Genomic DNA, 16,199 nt, shown 5'->3' with positions numbered 1-16,199 from the left:
TATGGGTAAATTGTATGTGGTGGGCACCCCCATCGGCAACCTGGGGGACCTCTCCCCCAGAGCGGCGCAGGTCCTATCCGAGGTGGACTTCATCGCCGCGGAGGATACCCGGGTGACCATGAAGCTGCTCTCCCACCTGGGGATTAAAAAGCCGATGATCAGCTATTATGAACACAATCTGCGGGAGAAAGGGGAGATCATCCTCTCCCGGCTGCTGGGCGGGGAGAGCTGCGCCATCGTCACCGACGCGGGGATGCCCTGTATTTCCGACCCTGGGGAGGATTTGGTGGCCATCTGCCGGGAGCATGGGGTCCCCATCGAGGCGGTGCCCGGCCCCAGCGCCGCCGTCACCGCCTTGGCGGTCTCCGGCCTCAAAACCAGCCGCTTTGCCTTTGAGGGGTTTTTGTCGGTGAAAAAAACCAGCCGGTTTCAGCATCTGGAGTCGGTGAAGGACGACCCCCACACCCTGATTTTTTATGAGGCGCCCCACAAACTCCTTTCCACTTTGGAGGACATGAGCAAGGTGCTCGGGGACCGGCAGGTCTCCATCTGCCGGGAGTTGACCAAGCTCCACGAGGAGGTCATCCGCACCACCCTGCCAAAGGCGGCGGAGTATTACCGGCAGGTGACTCCTAAAGGGGAGTTTGTACTGGTGATCGAGGGGGCTAAGCCGGAGGAACATCCTCTCTCCTTTGAGGACGCCTTGGAATTGGCCCGGGGCCTCATCGCCGGGGGAACCGGCATCAGCCAGGCGGCCAAAGAGGCTTCCCGGGAGACGGGGTTCAAAAAAGGGGACCTGTACAAGGCACTGCTGGGTGAATAAACAAAGACTAAAAATGGGACGGCCCGCGTATGATGCAGTACGCGGGCCTTTTTGTTGTCCGCGATTGAAAACGAGGAGGAGCGGACATGGCTCTTTTAAAGCTTTGGACCTTGTGCCTGGTGCTGGCCGTGGTCTTTGTCAACGGCTGGACCGATGCCCCTGGGGCCATAACCGGTGTGGTGGCCTCCGGTGTGCTGCCTTATAAGCGGGCGGTGACCCTGGCGGCCGCCATGAACCTGCTAGGGGTTGTGGCCATGACCGCCCTCTGCCCGGCGGTGGCGGACACCATTTCCGGCCTAGTCAACTTTGCCGCGGTGGATTCGGCCCACTCCCTGGCCGCACTGGCGGGGGCGATGACTGCTATCGTGCTCTTTGCGGTGGGGGCTTGGTGGTTCGGCATCCCCACCAGTGAGAGCCACGCCCTTATCGCCGGAACCATGGGGGCGGCCTATGCCCTCAACCAAGGGGCGGGGATCCATCTGGGCGGTCTCATGCGGGTGCTTGCGGGCCTGGTTCTCTCCCTGGTGCTGGGCTATCTCCTGGGCTGGGGGGTTCAACGGCTGTTTCTCCCGTGGGAAAAGCATCTGGGCGACCGGTTTTATGTCCGGGGGGAGGTTGGCTCCGCCGCCTTGATGGCCTTTTGCCACGGCGCCCAGGACGGGCAGAAGTTCGCTGCGGTGTTCCTCATCGCCGACTGGATCGCCCGGGGGCTCCCCAGCGGCCGGGTGGAGCTGGCGGGCAACTGGCAGGTGGTGGCCCTCACCGCCTTGGTCATGGCCCTGGGCACCTACACCGGCGGAGGCCGCATTATCCGCAAGGTGGGGGAGAAAATGGTCCGGCTGGATCACAAATCCGCCCTCTACTCCGATTTGGCGGGGTCGATCAGCCTGCTTTTGACCACCCTGTGGGGGCTTCCGGTCTCCACCACCCACACCAAGACTGCCGCAGTGCTGGGGGTGGGTGGCAAAACCGCCGACCGGAGGGTGTTTGGCCAGATGGTCTTTGCCTGGCTGCTCACCTTCCCCGCTTGTGGGGCGTTGGGGTATTTCTGCACGCTGTGGTTCCTATCCCTGCTGTAGGGTTCCTTTTTTATCCCGATTGTGATAGGATGAAAGAAAATAGCCGGAATTCAAACAAAACAAGGAGGAATGGAATCATGAGCGAAATTGTGGTGCGCGACATCCAATGGGGAACTAAGGAGTATGAAGACGAGCTGGCCCTGCGCAATGAGATTCTGCGGGTGCCCTTGGGCCTCAACCTGTACAAGCAGGATCTCTCCCAGGAGAACACCTACTGGCATGTGGGAGCCTTTGACGGAGGCCGCCTGGTGGGGACGCTGCTGTTCATCGACCGGGGGGAGGGTGTCACCCAGATGCGCCAGGTGGCAGTGGATGAGAGCTGCCGCCGCCAGGGCGTCGGCCGGAAGATGGTGGCTTACGGCGAAGAGTTGATGAAGGGGAAGGGCTTCTCCACCATCGTTCTGGACGCCCGGAAGGTGGCGCTGGACTTCTACCTCGCCCTGGGGTATCAGGTGACCAGCGAAGAGCTGATCCTCTCCGGCATCCCCCATTTCAAGATGAAAAAAGAGCTGTAGCGGCAAGGGGGCAGGAAAATGAGACGAATATGGATCTGCTTGTTTGCCCTTGCAGTGCTGCTGGCCGGATGCGCTCCCCAGCAGGGGGGAGAGGCCCCGCCCATGTCCTCTCAGGCGGAAGCGCCGGCCCAAGTGGGCGGCGTTTCGCTGGACGGCTTTGACACGGTGGGCTGCCATTTTGAGCCGGGGGATTTCCGCTACCCCTTTTCCCTGGATGCAAAGCAGCAGGAGGAACTGCAGTCCCTGCTTCAGCCCGATCAATGGGTGGAAGCTGCCCAGGAGGAGGGGCCCCAATACGGGCTTTCCTGTGTTTTGACCGCCAAAAGCGAGGAATACACCCTGTATGTCTTTCCGTACCCGGAGAAGGAGAAGACCATCCTCAAATTGGAGCCCATCGACCCGCCGGACGATGGCTCTGGATCGGTCTCCTTTTTCGCGCCAGCCCAGGTGGGGGAGGATGCCAAAGAGTTTATGCAGCCCTTTGAGGAGCAAGCGTCTGCCCAAAGGGGGGAGGACGCCAAAGAGCTTATGCGGCCCTTTGAGGAGTAAGCGTCTACCCAAAGACCGTAGATAAAAAACCGGGAACCGGCCTTTTGGCCGGTTCCCGGTTTTTTAATGCAAATGGGGGGGTTCTCCCAGGCGCTTTTCCATGACAAAGTTGACAAAAACCTGGCCGTTGTGGGGTTTGCGCTGCTCCTGCACCACCCGATAGCCCCGCTTCTCAAAAAAGGGCCGGGCGGTGATGGAAGCCTCGGTGCAGACCGAAGGGAGGGAAAGCTCCCGGGCTTTGCCTTCGATCCAACCGGCCAAAGCGGTGGCGATCCCCTGGCGCTGGAAGTCCTTGTGGACAAACAACCGGTCGAAGTACCCGTCAGAGGCCAGGTCGGCAAATCCGGCGACCGTCCCTCCCGCCACAGCAACGACTGTGTAGTGTGCAGCCAGGGATTGGGCCCAGCGGTCCCGGTCCGGCTGCTTGGGGGCCCAGGCATCCAGCTGGCTGGGGGAATAATCCCGCCGGTTGACCGCGTGGACGGTCTCATAAAACAGCTCCAAGATAGCGTCCAAATCCTGGGGCTGGTAGGGCCGAAGTTCCATGGAACGCTCCTTTCTCCCCTTGGGGATGAAAATTGTATTCCCAGTATACCGCCGATGGAGGAAGGAGGCAAGGGTTTTCCCCAAAAATGAAAAAGGACCGCGAACCCTCCTGGTAGGGCTCCGGTCGTTTTCCGCCGTGTGCGGACGTGAAATCTATCTCATTATTTCTCGCTGGGATAGTATTCTTCATCCCCGAAAATCAAATCGTCGATATCACCGCTATCCGGTCCGCAGTAGAACATTTTCATCATAGTCATTCCTCCTTTCCTTTTTGATCTATACTTAGTATACGGGATAAATGTGTGCATTTTATGTTGTTTTGGTAAACTCTTTGCCGCTTATTTCAGAAAAATTTTTGAAAGAAGGGGATTTTTCCCGCCGGGGGTGGGTGCGCCGGAGAGAAATGAAGGAAGGGTTTGCGCGGCTGTGGCCGCCCTGGGATCATAGGGGAGGGATCTTCTGCCGGGCGGCGTGTCCTCCTGGGCAGTAGCCCCACCGAAATTTTTCCAGGATTTGTACAGACTTTGTGCTATAATAATCGCAAGAAGCAATGATTTTTGAAAAAGCCTTTGTCCATTGCCACGGGCAAAGCCTATGGCGTGTAAAGAATTGCTGTGGGGGTGGAATTCCTCCCAATTCTTTGTAGGCGAGGCCCTTCCCGCCGCAGAGCGGCGCCCGGCTTTTCCCAGATAGAGCCACAGTAGCAGCCCGTGGGAAAAACAGACCTATGTAAGGAGGAGTTTTGCATGTATTTTGAAAAGCCCGGCAAACAGAATACCGAGGAGACAGTGAATATTGCCCTTCAGGCCGCTAAGGAGCTGGGGATTGACACCATTGTGGTGGCTACCAACACCGGTGACACCGCCGACTTGCTCAAGGATGCCGCCCGCTCCGGCCTGCATGTTGTGGCGGTGAGCCACTGTTTTGGATTTAAAGACCCGGAAGTCCAAGAGATGCCCGCCGAGCGCAAAGCCGCCTTGGAGGCCGCGGGCATCCAGGTTTACACTGCCACCCACGTCCTCAGCGGGGCGGAGCGGGGGCTGTCCGCCAAATTCGGCGGGATTTCCCCCATCGAGGTGATGGCCTATTCCCTGCGGATGCTGGGCCAGGGCACGAAAGTGGCGGTGGAGTGTTCGGTGATGGCGCTGGACGGCGGGATGATCCCCTATCAAAAACCCGTCATCGCCATCGGCGGAACCGGCCGCGGCGCAGACACCGCTCTGGTGCTGCGGGCTGCCCACGCCGCTAACATTTTGGATACCAAGATCGACCGGGTGCTCTGCAAACCGGTGCTGCTGTAGGGTTCCCTCCAAGCTCGTTTGACACTTCAAGGGAAACTCCAGAAAAATAACATGGAAGGCCATTTTTAGGTTTGATAGGCAAGGCGGAGGTTTGCAGCCTCCGCCTTGCGGTTTGTGGAGGCAATCCCCATGGAGGTTGCCGGCAGCTGGCGGCAACCGGCACAGCCGGGTTATTATTTTTGTATAAAGAATTCTCGTTATCCCTTTTAACATCAAAAGAAATTCGATATAATAACCCTGTATTGTGGAAAAGAATCTGGCGCCTGCCGCCCCATCCCCAATGAGAGGGGAGGCTTTTCCATCTGCCTACAAGGAGGACTTAGAACATGAATATCCTGGTGATTGGCTGCCGGACCATGGGGTCCCATCTGGCTTCCATCCTCTCCCGGGAGGGGCACGATGTCTCGGTCATCGACAAAGACGAACAGAACTTTGAACTGTTGGACAACGATTTTTCCGGACTCACCGTGACGGGGCTGGCTATTGATACGGAAGTGCTGCGCCGTGCAGGCATAGAGGTTTGCGACGCGGTGGCAGCGGTCAGCTCAGACGACAACCAGAATATCATGGTCTCTCAAATCGCCAAGGAGGTCTTCAAGGTTCCTCGGGTGCTGACCCGCATTTACGACCCCCAGAGGACCCAAGTGTTCACCAGCTTCGGCCTGCACACCGTCTGCCCCACCAATTTGGCAGTGGATGCCATCCACGCCATCCTCACCGACAGTGGTGAAGTTCAGCAGATGACCTTTGACAGTTCCACCCTTTCCTTCACCACCGTGCCCATGCCCCGGGAGTGGGTGGGCCGGCGCTCCAATGAGGTGAAGGATACCTTAGGTGTGTTGTTCGGGGTGCTGCACCCCGATGGCAGCATGGATCTGGCAGGGGAAAAGACGGTGAACTTGACCGCCCAAGACCGGTTGGTCTTTACGAAAGTTGTGGATTGAGAAGGGAGGAGACCCCGGTGAAAGTGATTGTAGTAGGCGGTGGAAAAGTGGGCTATTTTCTGGCCCAGACGCTGACCGAGCACGGGCATGAGCCCCATATTGTGGAGAAAGACAAACACCTCTGCGCCAAAATTGCCAACGAGCTGGATTACCCTGTGGTCTGCGGGGACGGCACCTTAATTGAGGTGCTGGAAGGCGCTGGCGCCCGCGACGCAGAAGGGCTGGTGGCGGTCACTGGCCGGGACGAAGACAATTTGGTGGCCTGCCAGCTGGCTAAACAATACTTTGGCATTAAAAAGACGGTGGCCCGGGTCAACAACCCTAAAAATGCAGCGATTATGAAGCGGCTGGGAGTGGATATCCCGGTCTCCAGCACCGACAGCATCGCCCGGTTGCTGGAGCGGGAGGTGGATGCCTCCGCCATCAAACAGCTGGTCTCGGTCAACCGGGGAAAAGCCTCCATCAGTGAGCTGGAAATCCCCAAGGAGAGCCCCCTCCACGGCAAGACCCTGGGGGAACTGAATATGCCTGCCAGCTCGGTGATGATCTCCATCACCCGGGACGGGGAGTTGATCATCCCCCGCGGCAACACCCAACTATTGGGCGGGGACAAGGTGATGGTGCTGTGCAGCAACGACACCATCACCCAGTTGCGGAAGCTATTTATGTTGTAGGTTCCCCTTTTGCAGAACAGAGGGGATGGATAGAAAAAGAGAGGACGGTCGTCCTCTCTCTTTTTTTAGGCGGTTTGCTTGAGGATTTACAGGTAGAATTCCGGCTGGTGCTCCCCTACAAAGTTCTCCTCCATCATCTGCTGCAGGGCGGCAAAAGCGGGAGAATCGAAGTGCTTAGCGCCCGCTGGGCAATTCTTCACGCAGGCGCAGCAGCGGATGCAGTTCTCCGGGGCTATGATGGTACAAAAATCCTCGCGGGAGATGATCTGCATCGGGCAGCCTTTGGCACAGATCCCGCAGCCGATGCAGTTCTCTTTGGTGGCGGGGTACATAGGATCTCCGCCGCTGGGCTTGCGCTCCTTATAGGGGCGGTTGCCGGGGATCTCCGGCCGGGAAAGGTCGTCTTTCGCCAGCTTCGCTTTGAGTTGTTCCCCGAAGGCTTTTCCCTCGGCCAGTTCTCCTTTGCTGGGGCGGCCTGTGGCGACCTTGGCGGTCATGGAGTGCTCCGCCACAAACACTGCCCCGGCCACCGGCAGGAACCCGTCTCCCGCCAGGATGTCCCCCAGCTCCAAGAGGGCGTCCTCATAGGCGCGGTTTCCGTAAACCACCACAGGGCAGGCGGCTGCACCATTCCCCTGGAGGGAACGGAGATACGGCTCCACAAAGGCTGGGATCCGGCCCCCGTACACCGGCACCGAGGCAATCAGCAGCTCACCGGAGGAGAAGGGGGCGCTGTGAGGCTCCCGCCAGGAGGTGGTGATGTCCTCCACTTCCACAGGGCAGTCAAAGGCGGAAGCCACGGCTTTTGCGGCGTTTAAACTGCTGTGGGTGGGGCTGAAGGTGATGATTCGAATGGATTGTACTGTCATAGGGAACCCCTCTTTCCTGTGCCGGCAGCCCGGTGGGCGATGCTCGGTTTAGATGCTTATATAAAATGAGTATACCTCGGATTGGCGGTGTTGTAAAGTGTCCTGTTATCGGAGAAAAAACAACTGGGAGGGGCTGTACAGCCCCTCCCAGGACGGATTAGGTTTTCCGGATGATCTCTTGGTGGCAGCGGGGACAGGTGATCCGCACCGTACCCCGGCCTTTGGGAACCCGCAGGGTTTGGCCGCATCCCGGGCACCGGAAATACCGGTGGTCCCGGTCCCGCAGGCGGTTCCACCCACAGGCGATCTTCTGTTGAATGGGGTTCCAATAGCGCAGGAACTTCTCATTTTCCGCCCAGCGGCGGGAGGTGTCCCGGGAGAGGGTCCGCCACAGCGCCAGGAGGAGCAGGGCAGCACAGAAAAGGCTGACCAAGGTGAAAAATCCATTGCGGTGGTACCGGGGGAGGAACAGGGAGAGAAAACAGGAGAGGGCCGCCATAGCGATGGACAACTGGTCCAGCCCGTAGCGCCCGTTCCAGCCCCCGGGGAAAAATCGGTTCATGCAATCGTCTCCTCCAAATGGTTTAACGGTTTAGGATCTCCATGAATTCCTCGCCGGTGATGGTCTCCTTCTCCAGCAGGTAGCTGGCCAGCTCATGGAGTTTCTCCTGGTTCTCCTTGAGGATCTCCACTGCCCGGGCGTGGGCGTTTTTGATCAGGGCCAGCACCTGGTCGTCAATCTTGGCGGCGGTCTGGGGGGAGCAGGTCAAAGAGGCGTCTCCGCCCAGATACTGGTTGTTCAAGGTCTCTAGGGCCATCATGTCAAAGGCGTCGGTCATACCCAGGCGGGTTACCATCGACCGGGCAAGGCGGGTGGCCTGTTCAATGTCGTTGGAGGCGCCGGAGGTCATGGTGCCGAAGATCAACTCCTCAGCCGCGCGGCCGCCGGTGAGGGTGGCCAGTTTGGAGTAGGCTTCCTCCCGGGACATGAGGAATTTTTCCCCTTCGTCCACCTGCATGGTGTAGCCCAGCGCGCCGGAGGTGCGGGGGATGATGGTGATTTTGTGGACAGGGGCGCTATCCGACTGTTTGGCCGCCACCAGGGCGTGGCCGATTTCGTGGTAAGCGACAATCTCCCGCTCCTTGGGGGAGATGACCGCGTTTTTGCGCTGGTATCCGGCGATGACCACCTCCACCGATTCCTCCAAATCGCTTTGGCTGACCAACGTCCGGCCGCTGCGCACCGCCCGGAGGGCGCCTTCGTTGATGATATTGGCCAGTTCTGCGCCGGATGCGCCACTGGTTGCCAAGGCGATGGCCCGGTAGTCGATGTCCGGTTCGGTGAGGATTTTTTTGGAGTGGACCTTGAGGATGGCCTCCCGGCCGGCCAGGTCAGGCAGCTCCACCGGGATGCGGCGGTCAAAGCGCCCCGGCCGGAGGAGGGCTTTGTCCAAGGTGTCCGGCCGGTTGGTGGCCGCCAGGATGACAACTCCCTTTTTGCCGTCGAAGCCGTCCATCTCGGTCAGCAGCTGGTTGAGGGTCTGCTCCCGCTCGTCGTTGCCGCCGATGCCGCCGTTGTCCCGCTTTTTGCCGATGGTGTCGATCTCGTCGATGAACACGATGCAGGGGGCTTTTTCCTGGGCCTGTTTAAACAAGTCCCGGACTTTGGCTGCGCCCATACCCACAAACATCTCCACAAATTCCGAGCCGGAGATGGAAAAGAAGGGAACCTGGGCTTCCCCAGCCACCGCTTGGGCCAACAGGGTCTTGCCGGTGCCGGGAGGGCCTACCAACAGGGCCCCTTTCGGCATGGTGGCGCCGATGGCGGTGTATTTGGCAGGGTCGTGGAGGAAGTCCACAATCTCCTGTAGGGATTCTTTGGCCTCATCCTGGCCGGCCACGTCGGCAAAGGTCTTGCCAGTCTGGGCGGAGACGTAGATTTTTGCGTTGCTTTTGCCGAAGGTCATGGCATTGCCGCCCATCCGCTTTTCCATGCTCTTCATCAAAAGCTGCCCCAAGCCCATAAATAGGAGGATGGGCAGCAGGTAGGAGAGAAGCAAGGTGATGATGGGGGAGCTTTTTTGGGGTGCCGGTGCGTTGAAGGAGGGGACTTTATCCTTCAAACGCTCCACTAGGTTGGGGTCGTTCATCTCGCCGGTGATGTACCAGCGGGCTTCGCCGTTTTCATCTTTTCCTTTGAAGAGGATTTCCCCGTCCTCGATGGTCACCGACTCCACCTTGCCCTCCTCCACCTGGGAGAGGAAGGTGCTGTAATCCACATCGGTGACCTGGCGGCGGACAAAGTAGGGCATCACCATGGAATTGAACAGGATGACCGCCAGCATGACGATGGCGTAATAAAACAACAGGGGTTTCTTGGGGGATTTTTGTTCTTTCATCGGATCATTCTCCTTCTTGGGTGATGTGCTCCAGGACGGAGCGCATCCGCTTGAGCAGGCTATCCAGCCGCCGCATGCCGTCTACGACCAACTCCAGTTCCTGGGTGTCCTCCGGCTGGAAAAGTGGCTGAATCTGCTGTTCAAAGGCGGTTTCCAGCTGGGTGGCTGCCTTCTTCCCCTGGGGGGATAAGGTGACCCAGACCACCCGCTCGTCGGTTTCGCCCCGGCGGCGGGTGAGGTATCCAGCCTCTTCTAAATGCTTACATAGTGGGGTGGCGTTGGTCTTGGTCAGGCACAAGGTGCGGGCTAAGTCCCCCATGCGGCAGGGGCCTTTTTGTGCAAGCTCCAGAAGAAGGGCCGCTTGCTGGGGGGTCAGACCGTTCTGCGCCGCCACCGAGGAAAACAGCGCGTTGGCATTTTCGGCGATGGATCGCTGCAGGTTCCAGATTGCTGTTTTAAACTGCAAAACATCCATGGCAAACTCCTTATAAAATAGAATAGTTATATTCTATAATATTTTGCCTCAATGTCAATGTGGAGGGGTAAAAATTCACAGAAACTTCCCCTTTGGGATACAGTTTGCCCCAAATTTTTAAAAAATGGACAAAGCCGCCTGCGGCCGCGGCGGCTTTGTGGGATGGCCCTATTCCTCCAAGCCCATTTTCTGGGCCACTTCCTTATAAAAAATCCCCACTTCCCCCAGATACAAGGGATTCCAGGGTTTATTGGCCCCGCAATAGTGGATGATAGCGGTATTTTTGCGCATCCAACCCAGGTTGATTTTACCCAGGGAACCCACCCGGGTGGCACCATAATACCGCGCATCAAAATTGTAGACCATGGGGTCCAGAAGGATGGTGCGGTCGTGGTACAGGGCGTTGAGCACATCTTGGTCGGGCAGGATCAGCTTTTCCCGGTTTTCCTCGATGTACCGCAGGGGGGCTTCCAGATCCTGGGTAGCCCGCAGCTCTTTGAGGTTCATCAACAGCACCCCAGAGTTGAAGTATTCGCTGTCATCCGGCATGTCCAGCCGGTGTTTAAACTCCACTTGGGTCAGCGGGTTGATGGAACTGGCTGCTGCAAAGTAGTGATCCCCCATCTCCATGTTGTACAGGGGCGCCAAAGGGAGGTTGACAATCATATCCGGGTCCAGATAGAGGGCCCTGTCCAGGGATTGGGGCAACAGCCGGGCAGAGAAGATGCGGTAGTACATCTCCTTAGGGAAATGGAACAGCACTGGGGCATCCGCTAAAAAATCCTCCGGGATGGCCACGCCGGTCACTTGGCAGCGTTCATCCGGCACCAGGGTGCGGATGTACTGGAGATTCTCCCCGGTGAGGGAGGAGTGGAGAATGTACAGGCAGACCTTCTCCCCTGGGTTGGAATCCAGGAGGGACCGCAGCATGACACACAGAGGCCGGAGGTAGTTTGCATTGATGGAAACAACGATGTTCATTCAATTTGCTCCTTTGTTGGGTGTGTGCGAGGTATCGGATGGGAGAATAGCGTGTCCCGGGGAAAGACCCCTAAGGGGCGAAAGCCTTCTCCTTTCTTTTATTATAGCCAACTCCCCAGCCGGAATATGGATAAACTGTAACTTTTTTCAAAGGGAACCTTAAAATTCGCGGGGATTCGCAGTTCCCTTAGGGGAACCGGGCGACAGGGAAAAATAAGGCCGCAGAAGAAACCGGGCACCCCAGTGGTTTTGTGTGCTAATAGGATCTTCCGCTGTGGTCGAGCCCCCACTGGCACATGGCCTCCATAATGGGGAGAAGGGAACGGCCCTTGTCTGAAAGGCTGTATTCCACTTTCGGCGGGATTTGGGGGTACTCTTTGCGCAGAACGAGGCCGTCCGCTTCCATCTCTTTGAGTTGCGCGCTCAGGGTTTTGTAGGTGATGGTGCCAATTTTCCGCTGCAATTCATTGAAACGGATTGCTTCGTATTCCACCAGCCAGTAGAGAATGACCAGCCGCCATTTCCCACCGATCATCGACAGGGTATAGCCAAAAGGGGTGTCGGTCAAAGACTGGATTCGTTTTTCATAGGGTTCCATACTCATATAGGACACTTTCCTTTTCGATAGTATTTGTCAAAAAAGTGCGTACTTGCTTCTTATCCATTGCAAATATAGAATAACAGAAAGCACTGAAATTCACAACGAGAAAGGAAGAGGGATATGAAGAAGATACTGGTTATTGTGGGCGGTGGACGGCCCCGGGGGAACACTGCCCAATTGGTGGACGCGTTTATCCGCGGAGCACAGGAGGCTGGGCACCAGGTGGAGAAGGTCTCCCTGCTCCAAACTGAGGTCAAAGGCTGCCTGGGCTGCAACGCCTGCCGCTATGGAAAGCCCTGCGTCCAGAAGGATGGGTTCCAGGGGGTTGCCGATAAAATCCTGGCCGCCGATCTGATCGCATTTGCCTCGCCGCTGTATTTTTGGACCATATCCTCCCGGTTGAAGGCACTGATTGAGCGGTTCTACGCCATCGCCCAGAAGGATCCCAACCCACCCCTCGGCCGTTACGAGAAGTACCCGGCCAAAGACTGCGCCCTGCTGATGACTGCAGCGGACAATTATTTTTGGACCTTTGAGCAGACGGTGTCCTACTACCGCTTTGCCCTGGTCAACTACATCGGGTTTCACGACAAGGGGATGGTTTTAGCCGGAGGGTGTGGCAGCACCAATGGGCAGCCACAGATCGGCCATACCAGCCATCTAGAGAAAGCCTATGCCTTTGGAAAATCCCTGTACCGGGACGAAACAATATAAAGATGCCATCGCGGGGGCCGTTTTGTAGGACGGCCCCGTTTTCCGTCGTCCCCTAGGCGCGCCGCCTTGACTTCCTCGCCGGGAGCAGGTAGTATGAAAACAGTGCGGCAAGGAGGTGCCCTATGAGCTTTTTCGCCTTAAAAACCGTCGCTGTCCTATCCATGCTGTTCGACCATGTGTACCACCTCTTCCACCTGGAACTGTTTGACCAGCCGCTGGAGGCGTTTGGCCGCTGGGCGGCCGAAAGCTTTCCCGGCCCGGTGGGGGATGCCCTCTCCTGGTTTGCTGGTTTCCTCATTTTAGCACTGCCATATTTAGGGCGGATCGCCGCTCCCATCTTCCTTTTCTGCATCGCCAACGGGTACCGCCACACCCGCAGCGTAAAGCGTTATGCCCAGCGAATCTTTTTGTTTGGGGCGCTGGCGCAAATCCCCTATTTCCTCTATCTGAAAGCCTGGGAAGCACGGCTGGGGGAAGAGCTGTACATCCCCTTGAATTTCATGTTCACTTTGGGGTTGGGTCTCCTCTCCATTGCCCTGTATGAGCGGGAGAAGGAACAGAACCCCTCTCTGGCCCTTCTTGCCGCTTTTCTGCCCATCGCGGCGGCGGAGTTCTTCCGCACCGAGGGCGGAGGGATGTATGCCATGCTGGTTCCCGCCTTCTATCTGACCATGGAGCTTCCACTGCAAAAACGGGCAGTGATTTGGATGCTCTTCTTCCCTGTGGCCCAACTGGGATATTGGATCTGGTTGTTCCAGGGGCCCATCACCGGTCCCCCGTTGGCGGAGACCTTTTTATATGCAGTGGGCCCTTGCCTGGGGGTGGCGGTCGCCCTGTTCTACAACGGGGAGAAGGGTCATGCCACAAAAACGGCCCAGTATGGGGTGTACGCTTTGTATCCCGTTCATTTTTTGGTGCTAGCACTGCTGGGATTTTGGATGGCCAGCTGAGTTTTCCACAACAAGTCAACAACTTGTTGAAAGTTTACCAGCAAAAGGGAGGGATCACCTGTGCAGGGCAACCGGCTGTTTCAAATAATCTATCTCCTGCTGGAGCGGGGGGAGATGACCGCCTCCCAGCTGGCGGAGCGGTTTGAAGTCTCCACCCGGACCATCTACCGGGATGTGGAGGCCCTCTCCCAAGCGGGGATCCCCATTTACTCCACCAAAGGGAGGGGCGGCGGCTTGGGTTTGCTGCCCGGTTTTGTATTGGACAAGTCCCTCCTGACCAAGGAGGAGCAAAACGACATCCTCTTCGCCTTGCAGAGCTTGCAGGCCACCGGCGGTACGGACAGCCAAGAGATCCTCTCCCGGCTGGGGAGTTTGTTTGGGGACAGTGCCGCCAATTGGATTGACGTGGATTTTTCCTCCTGGGGCAGCGGCCCGGTGGAGCGGGAGAGGTTTGCCCTGCTGCGGCAGGCCATCGTCGGCCGGAGGGTGCTCCAATTCTCCTATTGCGGTATGAGCGGCCAGCGGACCCAGCGCCGGGTGGAGCCAGTGAAACTGCGGTTTAAATATGGCTCCTGGTATTTGCAGGGATACTGCCGGGAACGGCAGGCGTTTCGCACCTTCAAAATCTGCCGGATGGAGGAGCCCGCCCTTTTGGAGGAAAAATTCTTGCCCCGGCCTCTCCCGCCGGAGGTGGAAGAACTGCCCTCCAGCTGGGGAAAAACAATCGAAGTGCGGCTGCGGTTCACCGAGAAGGCAGCCTTCCGGGTGTATGATGAATTCCCGCCGGAAAAGGTGACCCATCTGCCGGAAGGCGGGTTCCTGGTGGTGGATCAGTACCCGGACGACGGGGGCATCTGTGGGTATCTACTCTCCTTTGGGCGGGAGATGACGGTGCTTTCCCCGCCGGAACTCCGCCGCAGACTGGGGGAGGAGGCGCAAAAAATCCTGGAAAACTACGGCGGCCCGACCCCTGGCAACTAAGACAGCAGCCAAGCTGCTGTCTTTTTGTGTCTTAGGTTTATCTTCCCCGGGGGAGGCTGGTTTTATAGCTGGGGCAAGCCTTCCAGGGACTTTGCTCTCTGCCCTTGGCAGTCCGCCAGGGAAAAAGCACCGGCCGCTGTCACATTTTTCGTCCCTGAGCATAGGATAGAGTGCGGCACTGCCGCAAATCCACGGGGAGAGGACAGGACTATGATCACCATCAGTTTGTGTATGATTGTCAAGAATGAGGAGGAAACCCTTGGCCGCTGTTTGGACAGTGTCCAGGGAATCGCCGATGAAATTATTGTGGTGGACACCGGTTCCACCGACCGCACTCAGGAGGTGGCCCGGCAGTACACCGACGCCGTCTACCCCTACCAGTGGACGGACGATTTCGCCGCCGCCCGAAACTACGCGTTTTCCAAGGCGACAGGGGACTATCTCTTGTGGCTGGACGCCGATGATTTGCTGCTCCAGCCCGACCGGGAGAAGTTCCTCTCCTTAAAAGAAACCCTTTCCCCCCAAGTGGACCTGGTGATGATGCGGTATCATGTAGCCTTTGATTCCGCTGGCAACCCCACTTTCTCCTATTACCGGGAACGCCTGTTAAAAAATCACGCCGGTTTCTTGTGGGAAGGCAAGGTCCATGAAGTCATCACCCCCAGGGGGGTCATTGTATATTCGGACATCGGGGTAACCCACCGGAAGACCCGATCTGGCGACCCGGACCGCAACCTACGCATCTATGAAAAAATGCTGGCGGATGGGGAGAAACTGGGGCCCCGGCAACAGTTCTATTATGGCCGGGAGCTGGTGGATCACCGGGAATATGCCAAAGCCATCCAAGTTCTGGAGCTCTTTTTGCTGGAGCCAGCCGCCTGGGTGGAAAACAAACTGGATGCCTGCCGCCTTCTCAGCGGCTGCTACCGGCAGTTGGGGTGGCAGGAGGATGCCTTGTTTGCCCTCCTGCGGGGGCTGGCCCTCGCCCCGCCCCGAGCGGAACTCTGCTGTGACCTGGGGGCCTGGTTCCTGGGGCAGGGGCGGTTTGAAGAAGCGGTTTTCTGGTACCAAACCGCCCTTTCCCGCCCGCGGGAGGACCAATCCGGCGGGTTCGTTTCCCCCGACTGCTATGGCTTTCTGCCGGCCATCCAGCTGTGTGTCTGCCTGGACCAGCTTGGCCGCAGGCGGGAAGCCGCCGCTTACAATGAATTGGCGGCAACCTATCGCCCAGATTCCAAAGAGGTGGCCCATAACCGCGCTTATTTTGCCTCTTTGGGGGAGGAACCCGAAACAAACAGCCTGAGCCTCTAAAATAGATTGTGAGCAAATGACAAGCAGCCCCGGATTTCCTAGGAAATCCGGGGCTGCTGCTGGGTTAAGAGCTATTTGCTCCAGCGCTTGAGGGTGGGGAACCAATCCATCATCTGGCAGCGGGCCTCCTCCCGGTCGGTGTAAAGTCCGGTGTCCTTGGTGGCCTCCAGGCAGAAATCAATCATCTCCTCCATGGTGCAGTCGGCAAGGAATGCCCCGCCCCTGTAGCAGTAGGCACAGTAGTCGCCGTTGGGGCTGCCGTCAACATTGGTGCCGAAATCCTCTTCTTTTTCCAGGGGCATGCCGCAGCTTTGACAAAAAATCATCTTGTTCTCTTTGTTTTCCATATGATTTCGCTCCTTTCTTTTGATGCCTTTAGTATATTGCAGGAAATATGACAGCTGTGTGTCATATAAAAAGCCCGGTGAAAAAATTTAGAAGGATTGATTTCAATACGGCTGCCAGACCCGCCGCGAACCGGCGGTTG

19 protein-coding genes are annotated in these 16,199 nt (G+C 57.7%); 11 read left to right on the top strand and 8 right to left on the bottom strand.

The genetic code is table 11. The features are described 5' to 3' along the window. Position 1 precedes the first annotated feature (1 nt). The 4 genes from rsmI to BQ5353_RS05805 all read left to right on the top strand — a co-directional run bounded on the left by rsmI (position 2) and on the right by BQ5353_RS05805 (position 2,966). Positions 2–823 (top strand): 16S rRNA (cytidine(1402)-2'-O)-methyltransferase, encoded by an 822-nt coding sequence (rsmI, locus tag BQ5353_RS05820; RefSeq protein WP_071428426.1) that lies wholly within the window; start codon positions 2–4, stop codon positions 821–823. A gap of 86 nt (positions 824–909) precedes the next feature. Beyond that, a complete protein-coding gene (locus tag BQ5353_RS05815; RefSeq protein ID WP_054332243.1) occupies positions 910–1,902 on the top strand; it encodes an inorganic phosphate transporter in 993 nt (330 codons plus the stop codon). A gap of 77 nt (positions 1,903–1,979) precedes the next feature. Continuing rightward, positions 1,980–2,417: a GNAT family N-acetyltransferase gene (locus BQ5353_RS05810; RefSeq protein WP_054332242.1), complete on the top strand. Its 438-nt coding sequence runs from the start codon at positions 1,980–1,982 to the stop codon at positions 2,415–2,417. A gap of 18 nt (positions 2,418–2,435) precedes the next feature. Beyond that, entirely contained in the window at positions 2,436–2,966 is a 531-nt protein-coding gene (locus BQ5353_RS05805; protein ID WP_143117171.1) for a hypothetical protein, read from the top strand. Positions 2,967–3,029: 63 nt separating this feature from the next. On the opposite strand, the gene BQ5353_RS05800 is transcribed toward BQ5353_RS05805, so the two are convergent. Continuing rightward, the gene (locus tag BQ5353_RS05800; RefSeq protein WP_054332282.1) at positions 3,030–3,512 is read right to left on the bottom strand and encodes a GNAT family N-acetyltransferase; all 483 of its coding nucleotides are present in this window, start codon (positions 3,510–3,512) and stop codon (positions 3,030–3,032) included. Between the two features lie 746 nt (positions 3,513–4,258). On the opposite strand from BQ5353_RS05800, the gene BQ5353_RS05795 reads away from it, so the two are divergent. The 3 genes from BQ5353_RS05795 (at position 4,259) to BQ5353_RS05785 (ending at position 6,431) form a co-directional block, all read left to right on the top strand. Beyond that, a complete protein-coding gene (locus BQ5353_RS05795) occupies positions 4,259–4,813 on the top strand; it encodes a pyruvate kinase alpha/beta domain-containing protein (protein WP_054332240.1) in 555 nt (184 codons plus the stop codon). Positions 4,814–5,139: 326 nt separating this feature from the next. Next, positions 5,140–5,757: a potassium channel family protein gene (locus BQ5353_RS05790; protein WP_071427472.1), complete on the top strand. Its 618-nt coding sequence runs from the start codon at positions 5,140–5,142 to the stop codon at positions 5,755–5,757. Positions 5,758–5,774: 17 nt separating this feature from the next. Further along, positions 5,775–6,431: a potassium channel family protein gene (locus tag BQ5353_RS05785; protein ID WP_054332238.1), complete on the top strand. Its 657-nt coding sequence runs from the start codon at positions 5,775–5,777 to the stop codon at positions 6,429–6,431. 86 nt (positions 6,432–6,517) lie between these two features. Here the strand turns inward: BQ5353_RS05785 and BQ5353_RS05780 are convergent, their stop codons facing one another. From BQ5353_RS05780 to BQ5353_RS05755, 6 genes are all read right to left on the bottom strand, one after another. Next, a complete protein-coding gene (locus tag BQ5353_RS05780) occupies positions 6,518–7,300 on the bottom strand; it encodes a 4Fe-4S dicluster domain-containing protein (protein ID WP_054332237.1) in 783 nt (260 codons plus the stop codon). Between the two features lie 157 nt (positions 7,301–7,457). After that, a complete protein-coding gene (locus BQ5353_RS05775) occupies positions 7,458–7,862 on the bottom strand; it encodes a hypothetical protein (protein WP_054332236.1) in 405 nt (134 codons plus the stop codon). A gap of 22 nt (positions 7,863–7,884) precedes the next feature. Then, positions 7,885–9,699, bottom strand: a complete 1,815-nt coding sequence (ftsH, locus tag BQ5353_RS05770; RefSeq protein ID WP_071427471.1) for an ATP-dependent zinc metalloprotease FtsH — start codon at positions 9,697–9,699, stop codon at positions 7,885–7,887. 4 nt (positions 9,700–9,703) lie between these two features. Next, positions 9,704–10,174 carry a MarR family winged helix-turn-helix transcriptional regulator gene (locus BQ5353_RS05765; protein ID WP_054332235.1) on the bottom strand — a complete coding sequence of 157 codons (471 nt, stop codon included), beginning with the start codon at positions 10,172–10,174 and terminating at the stop codon, positions 9,704–9,706. A gap of 168 nt (positions 10,175–10,342) precedes the next feature. Beyond that, on the bottom strand, positions 10,343–11,155 hold the full coding sequence (locus BQ5353_RS05760) for a glycosyltransferase family 8 protein (protein ID WP_054332234.1): 813 nt from the start codon (positions 11,153–11,155) through the stop codon (positions 10,343–10,345). Between the two features lie 256 nt (positions 11,156–11,411). Next, complete coding sequence (locus BQ5353_RS05755) at positions 11,412–11,759, bottom strand: winged helix-turn-helix transcriptional regulator (protein ID WP_054332233.1); 348 nt, start codon at positions 11,757–11,759, stop codon at positions 11,412–11,414. Positions 11,760–11,876: 117 nt separating this feature from the next. Here BQ5353_RS05755 and BQ5353_RS05750 point away from each other — a divergent pair, with 117 nt between their 5' ends. From BQ5353_RS05750 to BQ5353_RS05735, 4 genes are all read left to right on the top strand, one after another. Further along, entirely contained in the window at positions 11,877–12,470 is a 594-nt protein-coding gene (locus BQ5353_RS05750) for a flavodoxin family protein (protein WP_054332232.1), read from the top strand. 122 nt (positions 12,471–12,592) lie between these two features. After that, positions 12,593–13,420 carry a TraX family protein gene (locus tag BQ5353_RS05745; protein ID WP_071427470.1) on the top strand — a complete coding sequence of 276 codons (828 nt, stop codon included), beginning with the start codon at positions 12,593–12,595 and terminating at the stop codon, positions 13,418–13,420. Positions 13,421–13,480: 60 nt separating this feature from the next. Continuing rightward, positions 13,481–14,401 (top strand): helix-turn-helix transcriptional regulator, encoded by a 921-nt coding sequence (locus tag BQ5353_RS05740; RefSeq protein ID WP_054332230.1) that lies wholly within the window; start codon positions 13,481–13,483, stop codon positions 14,399–14,401. Positions 14,402–14,611: 210 nt separating this feature from the next. Beyond that, positions 14,612–15,712: a tetratricopeptide repeat-containing glycosyltransferase family 2 protein gene (locus BQ5353_RS05735; protein WP_054332229.1), complete on the top strand. Its 1,101-nt coding sequence runs from the start codon at positions 14,612–14,614 to the stop codon at positions 15,710–15,712. 71 nt (positions 15,713–15,783) lie between these two features. On the opposite strand, the gene BQ5353_RS05730 is transcribed toward BQ5353_RS05735, so the two are convergent. After that, on the bottom strand, positions 15,784–16,059 hold the full coding sequence (locus tag BQ5353_RS05730) for a zinc ribbon domain-containing protein (protein ID WP_054332228.1): 276 nt from the start codon (positions 16,057–16,059) through the stop codon (positions 15,784–15,786). Between the last annotated feature and the right edge of the window lie 140 nt (positions 16,060–16,199).

Origin of the sequence: Merdimmobilis hominis (genome assembly GCF_900104615.1) — a bacterium.
Classification (GTDB): domain Bacteria; phylum Bacillota; class Clostridia; order Oscillospirales; family Ruminococcaceae; genus Merdimmobilis; species Merdimmobilis hominis.
The sequence above is the reverse complement of the archived record's forward strand: the minus strand, read 5'-3'. Positions and strand labels throughout refer to the sequence as shown.